Raw genomic sequence first — 20,648 nt, forward strand, 5'->3', positions numbered from 1 at the left:
TACTTAACATATATTAAAGTTTTTTTTAATACGGTGTTTTGTAAATTTGAGAAAACAGTCCCGCTAAAATTATTTAATTATTTAAGGCGGGCAAAACACCTGAAATGAAAATAATAACCGTTTCTTACAGACTTCCACTCTCAATTAAAAAAAGTAAAGACAACGTAAAAATTACACAAAGTGCCGGAGGACTGGCCACAGCAGTACTCTCCTATTCTGAAAAAAGTAATGTAGATCTTACTTGGGTAGGCATTGCAGATTTTGACAAAACCACTTGGGAAAATAATAAAAACCGTTACGACAAAAACTTTGAGGTTGAACCTGTTTTCTTAGAAAAACAACTAAACCGGATGTTTTATAATATATTCAGCAACTCTGTATTATGGGCACTATTTCACTATTTCCCTTCTTTTGTAGAATATACTGACGATGGTTTTGAAGCCTATAAAAAAGCTAATGAAATTGTAGCGCAAAAAGTAAGTGATATTTATGAACCGGGAGATATTATCTGGATACATGATTATCACTTTTTAGGATTACCACATTTACTTAGAAAATTGCAGCCTGATGCCAAAATAGGCTTCTTTTTACATATACCCTTCCCAAATTTTGAAATTTTCAGAATATTACCTAACAAGGTTAAAAAATATATCCTTAATGGTGTACTGGGCAGTAATGTTGCAGGTTTTCATACATGGGATAATACCATCCACTTTACCGAGTGTGTTGAAAAAATATTGGGTGTTCCTCATAAAAATTTTATTTTCAGCCAGGAATCACACCGTACAAAAGCAGGATCTTTCCCTATTAGTATTGATTTTGATAAGTTTCATGAAGCTTATGATAACGACCGTGTAGTAACGTTACGAAAAGAGATTAAAGAACTATATGAGGATAAAAAAATAATTTTCTCTGTAGACAGGTTAGACTATACTAAAGGAGTTACTAACAGGCTCAAAGCTTTTGAGAAATTCCTTAAAAAATACCCTGAATGGAGCGAAAAAGTTGTGTTTCTTTTAGTATTAGTGCCTTCACGAGAAGAAATAAAGAAATATGGTGAGCGTAAACGAATGATTGAGCTTAGTATAGGGCGCATTAATGGTAATATGGGTAACTATAAATGGACTCCCGTGGTATACCAGTACCAGCCTGTTAACTTTAATAAACTTATAGCCTTATATACCAGTGCAGATGTAGCACTTATATCTCCGGTACGTGATGGTATGAACCTTGTTGCAAAAGAGTATGTTGCATCAAGAAAAGATTTAAGGGGTGCACTTATATTAAGCAGTATGGCAGGTGCAGCTAAAGACCTGAAAGAAGCCATTACCATAAATCCTTTTGATGCGGAAATGATAGCAGATAAACTATCTTACGCTTTGAATATGAATGAAAAAGAACAAGAAGTTCGACTGGAACGTATGCAACGCTATCTTAAAAAGCATGATGTATTTAATTGGGCTACCAAGTTTTTAAATGAAACAGAAAAAATACATAAACTTGACTCTAAGTCTACCCAACTTGAAACAGAGGCTAAAAAAGAATTACTAAATAAATTTAAAGTTGCTGAAAAAAGATTATTATTAATAGACTTTGACGGTACTTTGGTTAATTTACAGTCTAAACCGGAACTTGCAACTCCCGGGGATGATGTAATAAAAGTATTAAAGAACTTAGCTGCCAATCCTAAAAATGAAGTTTGGATTGTGAGTGGTAGAAACAGAGATTTTTTAGAGCAATGGCTAGGACACTTACCGATAGGTATGGTAGCAGAACACGGTGGATATGTAAAAAATCCGGAATGGACTCCTGTAATTAAAGGCGAACCGGAATGGAAACAACAGGTTATTGATATAATGCAATATTATGTAGACAGTAACGCTGAAAGTTTTATAGAAGTAAAAGAGTTTGGTGTAGCCTACCATTACCGTAACGTTTCTGAAAAACAAGGTTTTAATACTTCAAGAGAGTTGTTAATGCTACTGAAAAACCATATGTATAACACCCCTACCCAAATTATTGACGGTAATAAAGTTATTGAAGTAAAACACTTTATGGCACATAAGGGTATGACGTGTAAAAACAATATATTAACTCAAGGAGAGCATGATTTTGTTTTAGCTTTTGGTGATGATAAAACTGACGAAGATTTATTTGAAATGCTTACCGGTGAAAATGAATTTTCAGTAAAAGTAGGGCAAGGTAATACTGCTGCTAAATATAGGCTAAATACTGTAGAAGAAGTACTAACTTTCTTAAATGAACTGGAGAATTAGACAGCGATAGACAAAATTTAAGTGCAAAACCATACAAAAAAGCCTGAGTTAAAACTCAGGCTTTTTTGTACGTAATTCTTGCTGTTATTAAAAATAATATATTTTTGCTAAAAAATTAAAATACGTGCAGTTTATAAAATCCAACCTTACTTACTTCTTTCTTTCAATAGTATTAATAGGAAGTCTTGTTCATTCATATATTCAATACAGTAAATCTACAATTGATGGTGATGTATCTCGAATTGTAGTATCAGCTCCTCCTTATGATAAAGTTTTAAAAGATCCTTTGGGTTTAAGTGCTTTAAAAGGCGAAGAATATGGTGCTACTAACCGATATACTGCACACCTCATAATGTCAGAATATTTTTTGAATATTCCTCTTTTCTTGCAAAATTTTGTATCTCCTGTTCAAAGTGTATTCTTATCAATATACTTAATGAAATTTTTAACGCATTTACTTTTACTATTTTTAATTAGCTATTATGTAAGTGCTTGGAATAATTTTAGTTGGAAATCAATAATAATAGCCGCTGTACTTATTAATCCGCTTTTTTATACGGGTTCATCTTCTATTAAAGAATATATGGCCATAATTGATCCTGCTATTACTTATGTAATGTTTTATGCGTTACCTTTCTGTGCTTTATTACTGTTTTTATTACCTTTTTATAAATACTTATTCACAGGTAAATTGTCTAGCTCTCCCCTTTTTATTATTTCCTGGATAGTATTTGCCGGTTTTTTAGTATTCTTCGGTCCGCTTACTGCACCAATGCTAATAGTTGCTATAACAGTAATTTTTGGTTATATATTTATAAAAGGCTTTTTAAGTGACTATAAAATAAATACAGCGTTTAATGCTGTCTTCAAAATGAGAAGAAGTGTATTAATACTATTTATTATTACGCTGCTTTTCTCTTTTTACTCTATGTATATAGGAACCAAAAACATAGAAAATATTTATGTTGAACAAGTTTCTTTAACGGAACGTTTTATAAAACTTGCTAATGGTATTGTAGATGCGTTTTTAAAACCTAAATCCGGTTTATTATTCGTTGTACTACTATGCATTATTAACCTTACAGTTACCTATAAATACTATAAGGAGAACTATAAGAACCAGCTTAAAATTACACTCTTATTAATAGTATTCAGTGTACTATATACCTTACTTCTGCCATTAGGAGGTTATAGATTTTATCGTCCACTTATAGTAAGGCGGGACACTTTATTCCCTGTACTTATTATTATATATTATATATGGGGAACAACATCTATAGTATTACTAAAACACTTGCCTAAAACAAAAACGACCATTTTTTGTATATGTGCTACCGTTCTTTTTGTCTTTTTTGAAGTAAAAAACAAGAAAAATGCTTCTAACATTTGCCAGCAAGAAAGCATGATAATACTATCAGAATCTAAAAGTAATGTAGTAAAATTGGAAAGAAATTGTATTTTAGGTTTATGGAGTTTTAATACCGAAAAAGAGGGTAGTAAAGATGTAGCAAAGCTATTAAAGCATTGGAATATAACACCCGGAAGAGAGGTGCTGTTTTATTATGATGAAGAAAAATAAAGAGTAGAAATGTTAATCTACTCTTTTATCTATAATATATCTTGGGCGCTGTTTAACCTCAGCATATATTTTGCCTATATACTCTCCTGCAATACCAATACATAATAACTGGATACCTCCTAAAAAATACATTGGTAAGACGGTAGAAACCCAACCCGGAACAGTATTACCCATAGATAAAGAATAAAGAGCATATACACTCATAAAAAGGCAACAAATAAAGATAATAACTCCTATTCTTGTAACTATTTTTAGGGGAAATGTACTAAAGGAAGTAATTCCATTCCAAGCAAAAGTAAGCATCTTTTTTAATGGATATTTAGATTCTCCTGCCATACGCTCAAGCCTGTCATAATAAACTACATCATTTTTAAAGCCTATAGATGGAATTATGCCTCTAAGAAAAAGATTAACTTCGTTAAATTGGGACAGCGCTTTAATTACCCTGCTACTACATAAACGAAAATCAGCATGATTATAAAGTATATTTACTTTCATTATCTTCATCATTCTGTAAAATAATAAAGCTGTATTTCGCTTAAAGAAGGTATCTGTTGTCCTTTGCTTTCTCACACCATAAACAACATCTGTTCCTTCAGTATACTTAACAATCATTTCCTCAATAACACTTATATCATCCTGAAGGTCGGCATCTATAGATATTAAAGCATCTGCATCATCATTAAAAGTGAGTAACCCTCCTAATAAAGCATTTTGGTGCCCTACGTTACCGGCAAGTTTTAAACCTTTTACAAGGTTATTTTTAGTTGCTAATTCGTTTATTATAGTCCATGTTTTATCATGGCTTCCATCATCTACAAAAGCAATAAAACTTTTATCTGAAATAATATTTTTCTCTATTAACTGAGATAATAATATTTGTAACTGCTTAGAAGTTTCGTAAAGTATTTCTTCTTCATTATAACAAGGAGAAACAATACCTATAATGGGTTGAGGATGAATGGTCATAATAACGTAATTACATAATATAAAAGAAAATCCTACGAAGTTTTAATTACGTAGGATTTTTATCTTCTTAAAGGTAAGAATATTTATTCTTTTAGCTCAAAGCAGCTTTAACTTGGTCAGCAGCTTCTTGGAATAAAGTAGCTGAAAGTATTGGCATACCTGAGTTATCTATAAGTTCTTTAGCAATTTCCGCATTAGTACCCTGTAGACGAACAATAATCGGAACATTGATTGAATCTCCCATGTTCTTATATGCATCAACTACACCCTGTGCAACACGGTCACAACGTACAATACCACCAAATATATTAATAAGGATAGCTTTTACATTAGGATCTTTTAATATAATACGGAAAGCAGTTTCTACACGCTTAGCATCAGCAGTACCACCAACATCAAGGAAGTTAGCCGGCTCAAAACCTGCATACTTAATTAAGTCCATAGTAGCCATTGCTAAACCAGCACCGTTAACCATACAACCAACTGTACCGTCAAGGTCAACATAGTTAAGACCTACTTCTTTAGCTTCAACTTCAATTGGGTTCTCTTCTGTAATATCACGCATTTCAGCGTACTCTTTTTGTCTGTATAAAGCATTATCATCAAGAGATACTTTAGCATCTACAGCAAGTATTTTATCGTCAGACGTTTTTAACACCGGGTTAATTTCAAACATCGAAGCATCACTTTCTACATATGCTTTGTAAAGTGCCGCAGCAAACTTTACCATTTCCTTAAATGCATTACCTGAAAGACCAAGGTTAAAAGCAATTCTTCTTGCCTGAAATGACTGTAAGCCTACAGCAGGATCAATTTCCTCAGTAAAGATTAGGTGAGGTGTCTTTTCAGCAACCTCTTCTATATCCATACCACCTTCGGTAGAATACATTATCATGTTACGTCCTTTACCTCTATTAAGAAGTACAGACATATAAATTTCTGAAGTTTCACTTTCTCCGGGATAATAAACATCTTCTGCAATTAGTACTTTGTTTACTTTTTTACCTGTTGGAGGAGTTTGTGGTGTAACTAGGTCCATACCTATAATTTGTCCGGCAATATCTTTAACCTCATCAAGGTTTTTAGCCAGTTTTACACCTCCGCCTTTACCGCGGCCACCTGCATGAATCTGTGCTTTAATTACATGCCATCCGGTACCTGTTTCATCAGTAAGTTTTTTTGCTGCTTCTACAGCCTCTTCAGCAGTGTTAGCAACAATACCGCGCTGTACACGTACTCCGTGGCTTGCTAATATTTGTTTTCCCTGATATTCGTGTAAATTCATAATTCGTGGGTTTATCTTATTAAAAGTGCAACAAAAATAGCAAAATACATCCAATGGCTGAAAGTATTTTTAAATTTTTTCCTGCAAAAAACAACAGGTATTTAAAAAATGATACTGCCTTTACGCAACCTTGATAAGCAAAGGGTATCTACTATATATAAAAACGGTTGTTTTTAGAGTTTTAATACCTATAATAATATAGAAATTAAGAGAGTAGTTTTGTCCATAAATAAAGTTTAGTTATTTATTATTATGTACTTCTATTAATTGCCCGGTAAGTAAACATTTAGTCCGTGTTTATAAGTCGGGCTTTTTTTTTATTTCAAAAAGAAAATAAAAAGTTTTATTTAAAACAAAATGTTATATTTTGTTATATAGTATTATATTTTTTGATTGCTGTTTATTCCGTATATACTTTTGTTCTATTAATAATTATAGAAATGGAAACAAATCAGTTACTACAACTGGCAAACGAGTACGGCAGCCCGCTATATGTATATGACGGAGCAAAAATAGAATTGCAATACCAAAGACTGGAAAAAGCTTTTAATAAGGTAAACAGTCTTAAAATAAACTATGCGGTTAAGGCATTAAGTAATATATCTATATTAAAATTGCTTAAACGTTTAGGCTCAGGGCTTGATACTGTTTCTATACAAGAAGTTCAGCTTGGATTAATGGCAGGTTTCGCTCCCGAAAATATTATATACACTCCCAACGGCGTGTCAATGGAAGAAATTGAAGAAGTGGCAGCACTGGGAGTACAAATTAATATTGACAACCTTTCTATACTGGAACAATTTGGTGCAAAGCACCCTACTACCCCTGTTTGCATACGTATAAACCCACACGTTATGGCAGGAGGAAACAGTAATATATCTGTAGGGCATATTGACAGCAAATTCGGTATATCTATACATCAAATGCCGCACCTGCTACGAATTATAGAAAACACCGGTATGCATATTAATGGTATACACATGCATACAGGATCGGATATTTTAGATATTGAAGTTTTTCTGTATGCTGCCGAAATACTATTTAAAGCAGCCACTGAATTTAAAGAATTAGAATTTATAGATTTTGGTAGTGGTTTTAAAGTACCTTATAAAAAAGATGATATTGAAACCAATGTAGAAGAGCTTGGTAAAAAACTAAGCAAACGCTTTAATAACTTTTGCAAAGAGTATGGCAGAGAACTTACACTTTGCTTTGAACCGGGTAAATTTTTAGTTAGCGAGGCAGGTTATTTTCTTGCAAAAGTAAATGTAGTAAAGCAAACAACTTCTACAGTATTTGCAGGGATTGACAGTGGTTTTAACCACCTTATGCGCCCTATGCTATATGGCTCATACCATCATATAGAAAATCTTTCTAACATAAAAGGTAAAGAACGATTTTACAGTATAGTAGGTTATATATGTGAAACAGACACTTTTGCTAGCAATAGAAGAATAGCCGAGATTAACGAAGGAGATATTCTTTGTTTCCGTAATGCCGGCGCCTATTGTTTTTCTATGGCTAGTAATTATAACTCTCGTGTTCGCCCTGCCGAGGTACTGTGGTATGAAAATAAAGCGTACTTAATAAGAGAAAGAGAAACGCTGGACGATATTATTCGCAAACAGGTTATTGTAGATTTTGAAACTGAACCTGCTACTATATAAATGGCACAACTAGTTTATATCATTTTTATGATTGGTCCCGCCCTGAAAGCGGGATTCATTTATTAACAGATACTCTTACTTTCAAAAAAGTAATTTCTATATCTTTGCCGTAACTCAAAAAAATTACCTGTAATAGTGAGTAAAAAGCTAAACACTAACATATATAAAAGGCTCTGCTTTTTTTTAGCACTCTATATCCTTAATCTTAGTGTAGACTCACCTGATACGCATAACTTTGCTGCAACTGACAGTTTACAAATAAATGACCAGGAAAGTATACTGGAAATAGTCATTGAAAAGGTTTTAAAATTTGATGATGTTATTATTGAGTATGATGATGATGATGATGCAGAAACTTCTTTAAAAAAAAAATAAAAACAATATTGATTTTTACCTGTCACAATTAAGACATACTTCTATAAGAATAAATAAATATTGTAATAATAATAACTATTCTTTTTTAGCCCAAAAGGTTAAATATATCTATTATAAAATTCCGTCCCCTCCACCTGATAGTTTGGTTTAATATAAGGTTTTAAACCTCTTTATAATATAAAGGTTTCAATCTATTTTTATTAAATCAAATTTTAAAATCCATATGAAATATGTAATATCATTATGGGTCATTGCTTTGTGCTTTGTACCTGTAACAAACTATGCCCAAAATATAAATAACGAAAGTTTACAAAATAATACAGAAGAAAACAACCTACCCCCTAAAGTTTTACATGCTGAACCACTTTATATTGACCTGATTAGAGATTTAGGTGCAAGGAAAGGAGAAAAAGAATGGAATATAGGTTTAGGGCTTACTGATAACAATAATTACGATGAATATATAGCCTTAATAGAATATGAATGGGCTCCTATAGACCGCTTAGGGTTTGAAATAGAATTACCCTTCTCATTATACTACCGTACAACCGCTGAATCTGCACCGGCAAATAAATTAAACAGTTTAAAGATGGCTACCCAATATAGCTTTTTTGTATCAGAGAAATGGCAAACCTCTATGGCTATTGGTTATATACATGAATTTGAATTAACCGAATTCAATAATTACAATGAAGGAAAACTGGTTACAGGAAATATATATAATCCTTTTTTTGTAGCCGCTAAAAACTGGGGAAAGGGTATACATTCCTTACTATATACAGGACCACAATTTTTTCATCATTTTAATGAATCACAAATAGAAATGGAGTGGGAAATAAATTCTAATTTCCATTATATGATACCGGACACACGAAATTTTGTAGGTTTAGAATTCAATAAAAGATTATCTGATGATGATTTTGATATGATAATACGCCCGCAAATGCGAGTAGATTTTGCCGAGAATCTCTTAGTAGGGATTGTTACAGGTATCCCTCTTAGTAAAAGGAATGAACGCTTTAGCGCTTTTTTAAGGCTTATATATGAACCTGCTAACTAAAAAAATTTATATAAAATCCTGTTATAAATAACAGGATTTTTTTTACTTTTTAAAATAATAAATAGTCTTTTATACTGAATTCTTAACAGAGAAGATAATTCATAAAACACTATTACATGCAAGGTTTATTTATATAATTATAATAAAAAAATAAAATCATACATTCAAAATACTGTTAAAATTTATTTTAATTGATATTTTTTTAATACTTTAAAAACTTAATAAAAATATTCCACCATGAAAAAAATTTACTTAATTTTTGCTTTTATGCTGTTTCTACCGGCAACAATACAAGCACAATGTACCCCACCAAGCCTTACTGATGTAAGCGGTCCCGAAACTGTTTGTAACGGCACTTCCGCTACTCTTACTGCTTCAACTGACGGTACAGACGTTGCCTGGTATACATCAGAGAACGGAGGCACGGCTATAGGCACCGGAACAACTTTTGAAACTCCCCCTGTAACTGCTACAACATCCTACTGGGCAGAAGCTCAAGGAGAAACTGTAGGCGGAACACCAACATCAGGTGGAGGTAAACTGGCTCCTACAGGTGCTTCAGGTACTACTGTGGTTGATGTTACTTCACCTTGGGGTTTATCTTTTGATGCTTCTGAACCTTTTATATTAAACTCTGTAGATGTATTTCTTACTTCCTCTACTCCCGGAGATATAGTAATGCAACTTAAAAACAGTAATTATGAACTTATTGAGACTGTAACCGTATCGGCTCCCGCAGGAGGTTCAGGCTCAAACCCTGTACAGTTTACTGTACCACTTGGTTTTAGTATCCCCGCAGGAACAGGTTATAAACTTGTTGCTGCCAGCGGACCGGCAATGATACGCGATTTTAGTTCAGGAAATAACTTTCCTTATCCTATAGGTAGCGTTGGTTCTGTTACAGCAGGAACAATTAACAACGGAACAGGAAATTCAGGTGTATACTATTTCTTTTATAACTGGAATTATACACCGGGTACTGTTTGTGTTTCAGACAGACAGGAAGTTATTGTAGATGTTAACACTACCCCGGCACCAACAGTAGAAGATTTTGATTCTTGTACCTCAGCTACAATAGCCGACCTTAGTGCTACAGGCGAAAACCTTGCTTGGTATAATACTGCTACAGGTGGTACAGCTCTTTCAAGTGATGCTGACCTTACTTCGGGTACCTATTATGTATCACAAACTGTAGATGGCTGCGAAAGTGCTCGTGAGTCATTTACTGTAACTATAACTAACGCTGCTGCTCCAGCAGTACAAAATTTTGAGTTTTGCAATGAGGCAGTTATATCTCAGTTAAGTGCTGAAGGGGAAAACCTCTCGTGGTATGATCAAGCATCGGGTGGCACAGCCCTTACAGGAGATGTGGCGCTTACTACAGGAACATACTACGTATCGCAAACCATAAACGGATGTGAAAGTGAACTTTCAGCGTTTACAGTAACTATAAACAATACACCTGCACCAGCAGTTAATGATTTTCAGTTTTGTAATGCTGCCACAGTAGCCGACCTAAGTGCAACAGGTGAGAATCTTGCATGGTATACGAATGAAACAGGAGGAACTGCTCTTACTGATGAAACAGAACTTACATCAGGTATTTATTATGTATCACAAACATTAAACAACTGCGAAAGTACACGTGCCTCATTTACTGTAAGCATTAGTGATATAGAAGCTCCTTTAGCTGAGAATCAGCAACTTTGTAGCGGTGCTATGATATCAGACCTATCACCTTCAGGAGCAGCCTATAACTGGTACAATATCGATGTTGAAGGAGAAGTTCTTGCTGAAGAAACCCTGCTTACTTCAGGAACTTATTATGTTTCTCAAACATCAGGTGAGTGCGAAAGTGAATTAACCGCTGTAGTTATAGATATAAATGCTACTCCTGCACTGCCAACAGGTGAAACAGATCAGCTTTTTGAAGAAGGCGAAACACTTGCCGATCTTAATGTAACAGGAAATAACCTGATATGGTATAGTGATGCGGAAGGTACAATACTTTTACCTGATACTACGGAGCTTGTAAGCGGAATGACTTATTATGTAAGCCAAACTATAGACGGATGTACCAGTGAACTTCTTGCTGTAAATGTTACAAGTACTGCAGGTGTTGAAGAGCAAACATTTACAGGTTTTAACTATTACCCTAACCCAACAAATGGTATACTTAATATCTCTAACAATAACACTATTAAAAAGGTTGAAATATATAGCCTTCTAGGGCAGCGAGTACAAGAGCAAACTTTTAACTCTGATAACATACAACTTAATATGTCAGCTATTTCACAAGGAATATATCTTGTAAAAATATATTCGGGTACAGCCGTAAAAACAATCAGGATAAGTAAGAACTAAATAAATTTATAGTATTCTATTCTTAAAAAAATCCCGCTGCAATTAGCGGGATTTTTTTCTATATATACTTCTATAGCTTTATTGAGCTAACCATAAAATAACAGTAGCCAATAATTATGTTTCACAATTTGTTGCTATTTTTGGGGAAACTACATTTATACCAATGGACAGAAGAAAATTTTTCAGGGCAGGTTCACTGGCTACTATAGGAGCTGCTGTATTAAACCCTTTTAGAACAGATCAGGAATTAATTGATTTTGATAGCCTTACCGGTAAAGATAAAAAAGCAAAAAACATCATATTCTTAGTAAGCGATGGTATGAGTTCAGGTACATTAAACATGGCTGACATATACCTTAACCGCAAAATGGGAAGAAGTTCTAACTGGATTCAGTTATATAAAGACCAGCGTGTAAGCCGTGCATTAATGGAAACAGCTTCGGCAAGTTCCATAGTAACCGATTCTGCTGCAGGTAGTTCCTCCTGGGGAGGCGGTTTCAGGGTTAACAATGGTTCTTTAAATGTTGGTCCTAACGGAGAGGAACATTTACCTATCCTTCAAAAATTTAAAATGAGTGGTAAAAAAGTAGGTTGTGTTACTTCAGTACCTATCACACACGCTACTCCCGCAGGTTTTTGTATTAACAGTAACAGCCGAAATGCACAACCTGAAATAGCTAAAGACTATTTAAGAATAGGTTTTGATATTATGATGGGCGGCGGAGATAAATACTTTAATGCGGAAAAAAGAACCGACGGGGAAGACTTATACAGCCAGTACAAAGCAAAAGGCTGGCAAATAGTACGCAACACTCAGGAAATGAACAAAGCAGGAAATAATAATCCTGTACTTGGTATTTTCGGTGAAGATGCTATGCCCTATAGTTTAGACCGTAGCAGTAGCAAAGAGCTTACTAACAGTACTCCTACCCTTGCCGAAATGACTCAGAAAGCTATAGATCACATGAAAGGGAGCAAAAAAGGCTTTGCTCTACAGGTTGAAGGCGGTAAAGTGGATTGGGGAGCACACTCTAATGATGTAGGAGCACTTTTATATGACCAGGTTGCTTTTGATGAGGCTATAAAAGTAGCTATAGACTTTGCTGAAGAAGATGGTGAAACACTTGTAATTATTACAACTGACCATGGTAATGCCAACCCGGGTATTATATATGGTAAAGAAGCTAATGATAATTTTGACAGCTTGCAAAACTATAAACAAACTAATGAGTGGATATTAAACGAAATTAAGCCAACTTCAACAACAGCACAAGTAAAAGAACTTGTTGATTATGCTAACGGTCATGCTATTACCGATGAGGAAGCCAAAACCATTTTAAGCTACTACACAGGTACATTTGGTAAACAAAACGGGCTTTACAATTATAAAAATGTTCCGTTTGAAAAATATGCTGAAATACAAAAGAAGTATAATTCAATAGGCTGGATTAGTATGCAGCATTCCGCAGACCATGTTGAACTGGCAATGTTTGGTCCCGGTAGTGAGTTATTAAAGCCTTTTGTTAAAAATACAGACTTGCATTACTTAATGCTACAAGCAGCAGAGGTAGAAAATAAGTTTTAAGCTCAAATTAAATATATATCTTTAAGCTCGGTTATACCGAGCTTTTTGTTTATAACTTAGTTTCATTATGAAGAATATATTAATAGTCTTTAGTTTTTTATTATTACTTGTTAGCTGTAATAACAAACAACCTGATGTTTCACTGCTTAAAAATGGTGATATTATTTTCCAGACCTCAACATCTGCACAAAGTAAGGCTATACAGCTAGCTACAAACTCTAAATACTCACATTGCGGTATTATTTATAAAGAAGATGGTAACTATTTTGTTTTTGAAGCGGTACAACCTGTAAAGAAAACTCCATTATTAAAGTGGATAGCACGAGGGAAGGATAACCATTATGTAGTAAAACGACTTAAAAATGCAGATGAGGTACTTACCAAAAAGGCTTTAAACCAAATGAAAAGCATAGGTAAAAGTATGAACGGTAAAAATTATGACTTATATTTTGAGTGGAGTAATGAGCGTATATATTGCTCTGAACTGGTATGGAAGTTATACAAACAATCAACAGGGTTAGAGGTTGGAAAACTGCAGCAACTAAAAGAGTTTGACCTCTCCCACCCTATGGTACAGCAAAAAATGAAAGAATGCTACGGGAATACTATTCCTTTAAATGAAAAAGTAATTTCTCCCGCAGCTATTTTTGAAAGCGATTTGCTTTATACTGTTACTTCAAACTAAATTTTGATTATTATAAGCCGGCAACTTCCTGTTTAGCTTTTTCAAAATCAGTAATTATTTCTTTTACTATATCAGCAGCAGGTTTAATATCGTGAATAAGCCCTGCTATTTGCCCTATTTCCAGTTCGCCTTCATCAAGGTCACCTTCAAACATACCTTTTTTGGCACGGGCGCGCCCCAGTAGTGTTTTAAGATCATCAACTGTTGGTGATTTAGTGTATAGTTCTGTTACATCCTGGAAAAATTTATTTTTAATCAACCTTACAGGTGCTAATTCTTTTAAAGTAAGTTGCGTGTCGCCATCTTTAGCTTCAACAATAGCTTTCTTAAAATTATCATGTGATGACGACTCTACCGAAGCAGCAAACCTGCTCCCTACCTGTACAGCATCGGCTCCCAGAACCATAGCTGCTAACATACCGTGTCCTGTAGCAATACCACCCGCAGCAATAAGCGGTATTTGTAACTGTTCTTTAACCATCGGTATAAGGGTAAAAGTTGTAGTTTCTTCTCTACCGTTATGCCCGCCTGCTTCGAAGCCTTCAGCTACTACAGCATCAACGCCTGCATCTTGTGCTTTTAGCGCAAATTTTACACTACTCACTACGTGTACTACAATAATACCATTCTCTTTTAAAAATGGTGTCCATGTTTTAGGGTTACCCGCCGAAGTAAAAACTATTTTTACGCCCTCTTCCACTATTATATCCATAATTTCTTCAATATTAGGATATAGCATTGGCACATTTACGCCAAAAGGCTTATCAGTAGCTTTTTTACATTTTTGTATATGTTCACGCAATACATCAGGGTACATAGAACCTGCACCTATAAGCCCCAGCCCTCCTGCATTACTTACTGCACTGGCAAGTTTATAGCCGCTTGCCCATATCATTCCTGCTTGTATTAAAGGATATTCAATATTAAATAGTTGGGTTATTCTGTTATTCATAATTAGTATTAAATTATTTTTTTATTCAAGTTCGCAAAAGTTGCTTCCCTCCAAAAGGTTTCTCCCTACATCAATAGTTTTTGTTGTACCGTCTTTTAAGTATATTTTATAATACCTCCCGTCGGTTTTTATATTTTCTAATAGTTTATTAGAATAGGTAATTGTGTATTCTTCTTTAAACGTTTTATTGGTCTCTTTACCTTCTACTAGGCTATTAATAATATAAAAGGTTTCGGATGTTGTTAAGTGAACATTTTTCCTACCCTTTAATGAAGCATAATATATCTCATCATTATACAAATAATCAGGTACTTCTCGAGCTGAAACCTCCATCTTTTGTTCTAAGTTAAATAGTGAGTTATATGCGTATACAAATTCAGGAGGGCTGGATGCAGCATAATCTGATATTGACTGTACTACCTTTCCGTTTTTTATAAAAGTTGTGTAGACTGTAGCGCAATCTGTAACCATAGTAAAATACTCTTTTTTAAGGTTCATGTAATTTGCCTGCTTAAATCGTGTCATTATATTTTTAAACTCCGATTTTGAAATATGTGAGGTATAATGTCCCTCATTCTTTAAATATTCTTCACCATGGTAGCTCACTTTTCCTTCCTTAGTAACAATAATTTCAAATATAGGGCAAATGCCAAAACAAGGGGTTGAAGCTACTACAACGGCATCATAATCAGGAATTGTATCGAGGTTAAAATGTCTTTTTATAAAAATATTAGGAACACCTTTAAATTCTATAATTAAACTGTCTGCTTTTAAACTTTTTAATTTATAAGCGTCCCATCTGTTTTCTGAAAGATTAAATACCTTAAGACTATCTTGTGATAGAGAATATCTTGTTTTTGTACCTAAATTATTTAAAAATTTATCTTTTCGGCTTTTAGGATCATTCATGTAAGCATTATAATCTACAAAACCATCTTTATAGTTGCATACACTGTCATTAATAAATTCAAAACCTAAACGGTTAACATATTTAAGTTGTTTTTAATATTACCTTGTAAATTATCAGGAGACCAATGCCCTATAATGGTGTTTTCCGTATTATCGGAAACTATTTGCTTTTTACTTTCTTTATTTTTACAGCCAATAAAACTCACAACGATTATAATTAAATAAATAACTTGCTTCATATATTATTGCTTTATCAGTTTACCTGTATATAAATATTCCCCTGAAGTTATTGTATAATTATACATCCCGTTAGAGAGATTATCTACTGTAACTGTTTGTTTATTTGATGATATAATCTCTTCTAAAACCAATTGTCCTAAACTGTTATATAGCGTAATAGTTGCTGTTTTATCACTTTGAATAGTATTATATATTTTAATTACACTATTCGCAGGATTAGGGTATATAATAATTTTATCTTTTTTAAAGCTGGCTACCTGTAAACCATCTTGTAAAGCTAAAGCAAAATCAGGAATACCATAACCATATTGTCCGTCAGGATTATTATAACGGTCTGCCGATTGTCTTACTATTGCTATAATTTCAGCATTAGTTTTATCAGGCAGTGCCTGCCACAAACAAGCTACTAAACCTGCTGTAATAGGACTGGAGAAAGAAGTACCCCCTGCCAATATAATTTCACCGTCTTCGTTTGCCATTACTGCATTTTGCCCTTGTGCTACTACATCGGGTTTAATTCTCATATCTGCTGTAGGACCTATAGAGCTAAAAGTAGCGTATTGTCCTTCAGGTGTTACAGCTCCAACAGTAAGTGTGGTTAAAGCATCTGCAGGGACACCGATATTTGGGTGTGCAAAATTCCCTGAGTTTCCTGCTGAGGTAACACATATCATACCTTTAGCAAATGCCATATCAGCCCCCCTTGATATAAAAGCAGTTTGCCCGTTAATATCTTCAAAAGTATAGCTGTAATCAGGGTTATCATATTGAAAATAGCCTAATGATGTATTAATAACATCTACACCAAGACTATCAGCCGCTTCGGCTGCTTCCACCCAATAAGATTCTTCTACAGGGTTTTCACTGGTTGCATCTTCTGTTCTGAATAAATAATAAAAAGCATCAGGAGCAGTACCTGTAAGCTCTCCTTCAGTATAACCTCCCATTGTAGAAAGCACTAAAGTACCGTGATTATTTGCTGTATAAAAATCTTCGGAACGGGATACAAAATCATACCCCCCTAAAATTAAATTATTATTTAAAAGCCTTTGAAAAGGCTGTGCCGTATTCACTCCCGGAAAACCTGAATCTAAAACTGCAATGGTTATCCCTGCACCGGTATAACCATCATGATGTAACAAATGCCCGTTAAGCATCATTATTTGGTTTCCTGAGTCACCATAATCAAAATCAGCCTGAATATCCTGTAGTTCATTAAACTCTTGTTGCTCAATTATTTGTTGTGGTCTTCCTGATGTGTTAAGGTTTTTGTTTGCAAAATCAACATGATCTACAAAATCGAGTGTGGTTAAATTATTGATAGCATCTTCTGTGCCACGAATATGCAATGCATTTAGCCATTTTGATTTTGCCATAACGGTAATGCCTTGGGCTTCACTTACAGCAAGTATATATGCCTCACTTATTGGCACATCTGTTTCATCAAGAGCTATGTTTTGATTTTCCCTTCTGTCCAGTGCCTTTTGAGTAAGCATCTCTAAGGGATTAGCTAAATAATAATTAGTATCAGGTTTATCAGTAAAATATACCCAGGCATCTTCCTGTGCATATAAAGAACTTACCGTTATAAGGAATAATAAGGCTAACAGTTTCTTTATCATCAGCTAATTTTTATTCTGATTAAAATTTTAGTATTGAGAATTATGTAATAAAAAGCAATTTTTTTCTTTATTAATCTACATATTTAGTGTATTTCAAAGATACAAAAAGATAATTGGTCGAGTATTAATTGTAATTTGACTAAACCTTTTATTTTTGTGAGATAAATTTTTCTGAAAAATGCTATATCTCATATTATGTGTTATATGCAGCGTTAGTGTAGGTGTTATATTTAAGGTAATAAGAAAATTTCAGCCGCTCTCTATGATGCAGGTTTTAATGTGGAATTACCTTGTTGCTTTGCTGCTTTCTTTTTTTATTTTTAAACCAGACTTTACGGCTGTAGGCAGGAATGCCCCCTGGGTTATATATACATTGCTATCTGTTTTATTGCCTTTAATATTCTTGTTTTTAATTGCTTCTATACGGCATACAGGTATTGTAAAAACCGATGCCGCTCAACGGCTTTCGCTTATTATACCCATACTGGCAGCTTATTTTATTTTTCAGGAAAAGTTTAACCTGTTTAAAATAATAGGTATTAGTATTTGTTTCCCGGCTATATGGTTAATACTAAAAAAACCTGATGCACAAAAAAGTAAAAAGTGGATTTTCCCTGCTGTGGTATTGCTGGGTTTTGGTGTAATAGACACAATGTTTAAAAAAATTGCAACATATACTGAAATACCTTACACTACATCGATTTTTATAATTTTTGCAGGTGCATTAATTGTTAGCAAGATACTAGTAGCCAATGAAATGTTTGCCTGTAAAACAAAAATTCAGGGTAAAAACCTGCTTTTTGGTTTTATAGTGGGAGTATTTAACTTTGGTAATATTATTTTTTATTTAACGGCGCATAAAACATTTGCAACCAATCCTTCTACTGTATTTGCCAGTATTAATATTGGTGTTATTGTTTTAGGTAGCATTGTAGGTACTTTAGTTTTTAAAGAAAAACTCTCTATTTTAAACTATGCGGGTATACTTTTAGCTGTAGCAGCTATACTTTTTATTACCTTATCTCAGGTTTATTAAAAGTTTAAATTAGTTTTTATAAGCCTTTACTCCTGCTTTTATTTCAATTAAAAGATCATTTTGCTCCGGTGGTACAGGGCATGAGTAGTCATGATTATAAGCACAATAAGGGTTGTAAGCCGTATTAAAATCTATATTAATTATATCACCTTCCGGTATGGTTAAGTCAATATAGCGTCCTCCTCCATAGCTGCCGTTACCCGAAGTAAGGTCGGTAAATGGTAAAAATAAGTAGTCTTTATACTTTTCCATTTTAGACAGTCGAACATTCCTGAAAACATCCAGCTTACACTTTTTCCCTTTTAATGTAAAGTGTAACTCCCCATACTTTACATACAGTGGTTTCCTTCTGGTAGAAGTATGCATTTCAAAAGGTTTTTCATCAGGTGTACGTACCAATTTAGCCGTTACACAATATGCTGTATCTATCGGGTAAAAATCAAGCGATTTAAAGTGCTTTAAGTCTTTCTTAGTTAATGGCGATTCTTCAGGGTTAGCATATTCACTGTTTATTCTCTTTTGGAAAGCAACTGCATTTGCTTCGCTACACTCTTGTGCATTTATAAACAAACTGCTTAAAAATAAAAGTGCCAGTATTAATTTTCTCATAATTAAAATTGTATTGATACAAAAATAACAATTCACTTTGCATACAGCGTATATTTAAGAGTGTAAAATCCTACCTTTGCTGTTTCATTTTTTATAAAACACATTTTTTTCTTTATCCATGTTTCAAAGGGCTATACAACGTTACGTAAACAACTTTAGAGGATTTAGTCGCGAAATCTGGATTCTTACCCTGATTACTTTTATTAACCGTGCAGGGACTATGGTATTTCCTTTCCTGTCTAAATATCTTAAAGAAGACTTACATTTTACATATGGACAAGTAGGAACTGTTATGATGTTTTTTGGGGCAGGTTCATTAGCAGGTTCATGGATAGGTGGTAAACTATCCGATAAAATAGGATTCTATAAAATAATGGTTTTCAGCCTCTTTACTACCGGTATATTATTCTTTTTTATGCAATATGTAACCACCTTTAAAGGTTGGTGTGCTGCTATATTTGGTATTATGGTTATTGCTGATATGTTTCGCCCTGCTATGTTTGTTTCACTTGGGGTTTATGCCAAGCCGGAAAACAGAACCCGGGCTTTAGCACTGGTAAGACTGGCCATAAATTTAGGGTTTGCAGCAGGACCTGCTTTGGGTGGGCTTATTATTGTATACATGGGTTATAGTGGACTTTTTTGGGCTGATAGTATAAGCTGTGTACTGGCAATAATAATATTTTGGTTATTAGTTAAAGAAAAAAGTAAAAAAACTACGGATGAAGAAACAGAACAAGAAAACAATACGGTAAAGCAAATAAAAAGGAGGCTTTTTAAAGACACTGTATTCTTGCTGTTCCTTTTCAATTGTTTTGCTACTGCTTTTATTTTCTTTCAGCTTTTTACAACACAACCGTTATATCATAAAGAAGTTTATGGCTTAACAGAGTTCCATACAGGTTTATTAATGTCGTTAAACGGACTTACAGTCTTTATTTTAGAGATGCCTCTTGTTGGGTATGTAGAACGGAAAGGTATCCCTAAAACAAAAGTTTTTGTTTTTGGTACACTACTTTTTGCTTTAAGTTTTTACGTACTGCTTATTCATGTATGGTTAGGCATTTTATTACTCGGGTTGTTATTATTAACCGTAGCAGAGATGTTTTACTTCCCCTTCTCTAACAGCTTTGCTATGGGACGTGCACCTAAAGGCAGAGAAGGTACTTATATGGCTGCCTATACTATGGCTTTTAGCCTTGCGCATATACTTAGTGCTAAAACCGGTATGACTATAATATCAAAATGGGGATATAATGTAAACTGGGTATTTATGGGAACTTTTGGTTTACTTGGTGTTGGCTCACTCATCCTTATGCAAAAATTACTGGCAGAAGAAAATAAATAACTTACTGTTTTTCATAAATTTACACTTCTTAAACACAATAAAAGACTATTTATCTAGTTATTCAACTATAAAAATAGTTTGTAAACT

At 33.9% G+C, this 20,648-nt stretch carries 17 protein-coding genes; 10 read left to right on the plus strand and 7 right to left on the minus strand.

What is annotated here, in order from left to right; all coding sequences use genetic code 11:
* Window positions 1–104 precede the first annotated feature (104 nt).
* Both IEW45_RS02505 and IEW45_RS02510 read left to right on the plus strand, forming a co-directional pair.
* A complete protein-coding gene (locus tag IEW45_RS02505) occupies window positions 105–2,276 on the plus strand; it encodes a bifunctional alpha,alpha-trehalose-phosphate synthase (UDP-forming)/trehalose-phosphatase (RefSeq protein ID WP_188619644.1) in 2,172 nt (723 codons plus the stop codon).
* 124 nt (window positions 2,277–2,400) lie between these two features.
* Window positions 2,401–3,855 (plus strand): hypothetical protein, encoded by a 1,455-nt coding sequence (locus IEW45_RS02510; protein ID WP_188619645.1) that lies wholly within the window; start codon window positions 2,401–2,403, stop codon window positions 3,853–3,855.
* A 12-nt stretch (window positions 3,856–3,867) separates the two neighbouring features.
* Here IEW45_RS02510 and IEW45_RS02515 read toward each other — a convergent pair whose 3' ends face one another.
* On the minus strand, window positions 3,868–4,824 hold the full coding sequence (locus IEW45_RS02515; RefSeq protein WP_188619646.1) for a glycosyltransferase family 2 protein: 957 nt from the start codon (window positions 4,822–4,824) through the stop codon (window positions 3,868–3,870).
* A 91-nt stretch (window positions 4,825–4,915) separates the two neighbouring features.
* A complete protein-coding gene (sucC, locus tag IEW45_RS02520) occupies window positions 4,916–6,109 on the minus strand; it encodes an ADP-forming succinate--CoA ligase subunit beta (protein ID WP_188619647.1) in 1,194 nt (397 codons plus the stop codon).
* A gap of 440 nt (window positions 6,110–6,549) precedes the next feature.
* Between sucC and lysA the strand changes: the two genes are divergently transcribed.
* From lysA to IEW45_RS02550, 6 genes are all read left to right on the plus strand, one after another.
* Complete coding sequence (lysA, locus tag IEW45_RS02525) at window positions 6,550–7,776, plus strand: diaminopimelate decarboxylase (RefSeq protein ID WP_188619648.1); 1,227 nt, start codon at window positions 6,550–6,552, stop codon at window positions 7,774–7,776.
* A 135-nt stretch (window positions 7,777–7,911) separates the two neighbouring features.
* Complete coding sequence (locus IEW45_RS02530) at window positions 7,912–8,151, plus strand: hypothetical protein (RefSeq protein WP_188619649.1); 240 nt, start codon at window positions 7,912–7,914, stop codon at window positions 8,149–8,151.
* 223 nt (window positions 8,152–8,374) lie between these two features.
* The gene (locus IEW45_RS02535) at window positions 8,375–9,211 is read left to right on the plus strand and encodes an HAEPLYID family protein (RefSeq protein ID WP_188619650.1); all 837 of its coding nucleotides are present in this window, start codon (window positions 8,375–8,377) and stop codon (window positions 9,209–9,211) included.
* 237 nt (window positions 9,212–9,448) lie between these two features.
* Window positions 9,449–11,575, plus strand: a complete 2,127-nt coding sequence (locus tag IEW45_RS02540) for an Ig-like domain-containing protein (RefSeq protein WP_188619651.1) — start codon at window positions 9,449–9,451, stop codon at window positions 11,573–11,575.
* A gap of 163 nt (window positions 11,576–11,738) precedes the next feature.
* On the plus strand, window positions 11,739–13,160 hold the full coding sequence (locus IEW45_RS02545; protein ID WP_188619652.1) for an alkaline phosphatase: 1,422 nt from the start codon (window positions 11,739–11,741) through the stop codon (window positions 13,158–13,160).
* A 67-nt stretch (window positions 13,161–13,227) separates the two neighbouring features.
* Window positions 13,228–13,845, plus strand: a complete 618-nt coding sequence (locus IEW45_RS02550) for a YiiX family permuted papain-like enzyme (RefSeq protein ID WP_188619653.1) — start codon at window positions 13,228–13,230, stop codon at window positions 13,843–13,845.
* A gap of 10 nt (window positions 13,846–13,855) precedes the next feature.
* Here IEW45_RS02550 and IEW45_RS02555 read toward each other — a convergent pair whose 3' ends face one another.
* The 4 genes from IEW45_RS02555 to IEW45_RS02570 all read right to left on the minus strand — a co-directional run bounded on the left by IEW45_RS02555 (window position 13,856) and on the right by IEW45_RS02570 (window position 17,568).
* Window positions 13,856–14,797 carry an NAD(P)H-dependent flavin oxidoreductase gene (locus IEW45_RS02555; RefSeq protein WP_188619654.1) on the minus strand — a complete coding sequence of 314 codons (942 nt, stop codon included), beginning with the start codon at window positions 14,795–14,797 and terminating at the stop codon, window positions 13,856–13,858.
* 21 nt (window positions 14,798–14,818) lie between these two features.
* Window positions 14,819–15,706, minus strand: a complete 888-nt coding sequence (locus IEW45_RS02560; protein ID WP_188619655.1) for a DUF6438 domain-containing protein — start codon at window positions 15,704–15,706, stop codon at window positions 14,819–14,821.
* Window positions 15,707–15,771: 65 nt separating this feature from the next.
* Window positions 15,772–15,945, minus strand: a complete 174-nt coding sequence (locus tag IEW45_RS02565; protein WP_188619656.1) for a hypothetical protein — start codon at window positions 15,943–15,945, stop codon at window positions 15,772–15,774.
* A 3-nt stretch (window positions 15,946–15,948) separates the two neighbouring features.
* Window positions 15,949–17,568, minus strand: coding sequence for a S8 family serine peptidase (locus IEW45_RS02570; RefSeq protein ID WP_188619657.1), 1,620 nt, complete (start codon window positions 17,566–17,568; stop codon window positions 15,949–15,951).
* 178 nt (window positions 17,569–17,746) lie between these two features.
* Here IEW45_RS02570 and IEW45_RS02575 point away from each other — a divergent pair, with 178 nt between their 5' ends.
* Complete coding sequence (locus IEW45_RS02575) at window positions 17,747–18,604, plus strand: EamA family transporter (protein ID WP_188619658.1); 858 nt, start codon at window positions 17,747–17,749, stop codon at window positions 18,602–18,604.
* Between the two features lie 9 nt (window positions 18,605–18,613).
* Here the strand turns inward: IEW45_RS02575 and IEW45_RS02580 are convergent, their stop codons facing one another.
* Window positions 18,614–19,213, minus strand: a complete 600-nt coding sequence (locus IEW45_RS02580) for a DUF1684 domain-containing protein (protein WP_188619659.1) — start codon at window positions 19,211–19,213, stop codon at window positions 18,614–18,616.
* A 118-nt stretch (window positions 19,214–19,331) separates the two neighbouring features.
* Between IEW45_RS02580 and IEW45_RS02585 the strand changes: the two genes are divergently transcribed.
* On the plus strand, window positions 19,332–20,561 hold the full coding sequence (locus IEW45_RS02585) for an MDR family MFS transporter (protein WP_188619660.1): 1,230 nt from the start codon (window positions 19,332–19,334) through the stop codon (window positions 20,559–20,561).
* Window positions 20,562–20,648: the final 87 nt, after the last annotated feature.

Origin of the sequence: Flavobacterium suaedae (assembly GCF_014642915.1) — a bacterium.
Classification (GTDB): Bacteria; Bacteroidota; Bacteroidia; order Flavobacteriales; family Flavobacteriaceae; genus Flavobacterium; species Flavobacterium suaedae.

What these genes read in the sequence shown, in the direction of transcription:
- IEW45_RS02575 (WP_188619658.1), top strand. Translation starts at nt 17,747, where the DNA reads ATGCTATATCTCATATTATGTGTTATATGCAGCGTTAGTGTAGGTGTT.
- sucC (WP_188619647.1), bottom strand. Translation starts at nt 6,109, where the DNA reads ATGAATTTACACGAATATCAGGGAAAACAAATATTAGCAAGCCACGGA.
- IEW45_RS02550 (WP_188619653.1), top strand. Translation starts at nt 13,228, where the DNA reads ATGAAGAATATATTAATAGTCTTTAGTTTTTTATTATTACTTGTTAGC.
- IEW45_RS02585 (WP_188619660.1), top strand. Translation starts at nt 19,332, where the DNA reads ATGTTTCAAAGGGCTATACAACGTTACGTAAACAACTTTAGAGGATTT.
- IEW45_RS02545 (WP_188619652.1), top strand. Translation starts at nt 11,739, where the DNA reads ATGGACAGAAGAAAATTTTTCAGGGCAGGTTCACTGGCTACTATAGGA.
- IEW45_RS02580 (WP_188619659.1), bottom strand. Translation starts at nt 19,213, where the DNA reads ATGAGAAAATTAATACTGGCACTTTTATTTTTAAGCAGTTTGTTTATA.
- IEW45_RS02565 (WP_188619656.1), bottom strand. Translation starts at nt 15,945, where the DNA reads ATGAAGCAAGTTATTTATTTAATTATAATCGTTGTGAGTTTTATTGGC.
- IEW45_RS02555 (WP_188619654.1), bottom strand. Translation starts at nt 14,797, where the DNA reads ATGAATAACAGAATAACCCAACTATTTAATATTGAATATCCTTTAATA.
- IEW45_RS02515 (WP_188619646.1), bottom strand. Translation starts at nt 4,824, where the DNA reads ATGACCATTCATCCTCAACCCATTATAGGTATTGTTTCTCCTTGTTAT.
- IEW45_RS02535 (WP_188619650.1), top strand. Translation starts at nt 8,375, where the DNA reads ATGAAATATGTAATATCATTATGGGTCATTGCTTTGTGCTTTGTACCT.
- IEW45_RS02540 (WP_188619651.1), top strand. Translation starts at nt 9,449, where the DNA reads ATGAAAAAAATTTACTTAATTTTTGCTTTTATGCTGTTTCTACCGGCA.
- IEW45_RS02505 (WP_188619644.1), top strand. Translation starts at nt 105, where the DNA reads ATGAAAATAATAACCGTTTCTTACAGACTTCCACTCTCAATTAAAAAA.
- IEW45_RS02560 (WP_188619655.1), bottom strand. Translation starts at nt 15,706, where the DNA reads ATGAATGATCCTAAAAGCCGAAAAGATAAATTTTTAAATAATTTAGGT.
- lysA (WP_188619648.1), top strand. Translation starts at nt 6,550, where the DNA reads ATGGAAACAAATCAGTTACTACAACTGGCAAACGAGTACGGCAGCCCG.
- IEW45_RS02570 (WP_188619657.1), bottom strand. Translation starts at nt 17,568, where the DNA reads ATGATAAAGAAACTGTTAGCCTTATTATTCCTTATAACGGTAAGTTCT.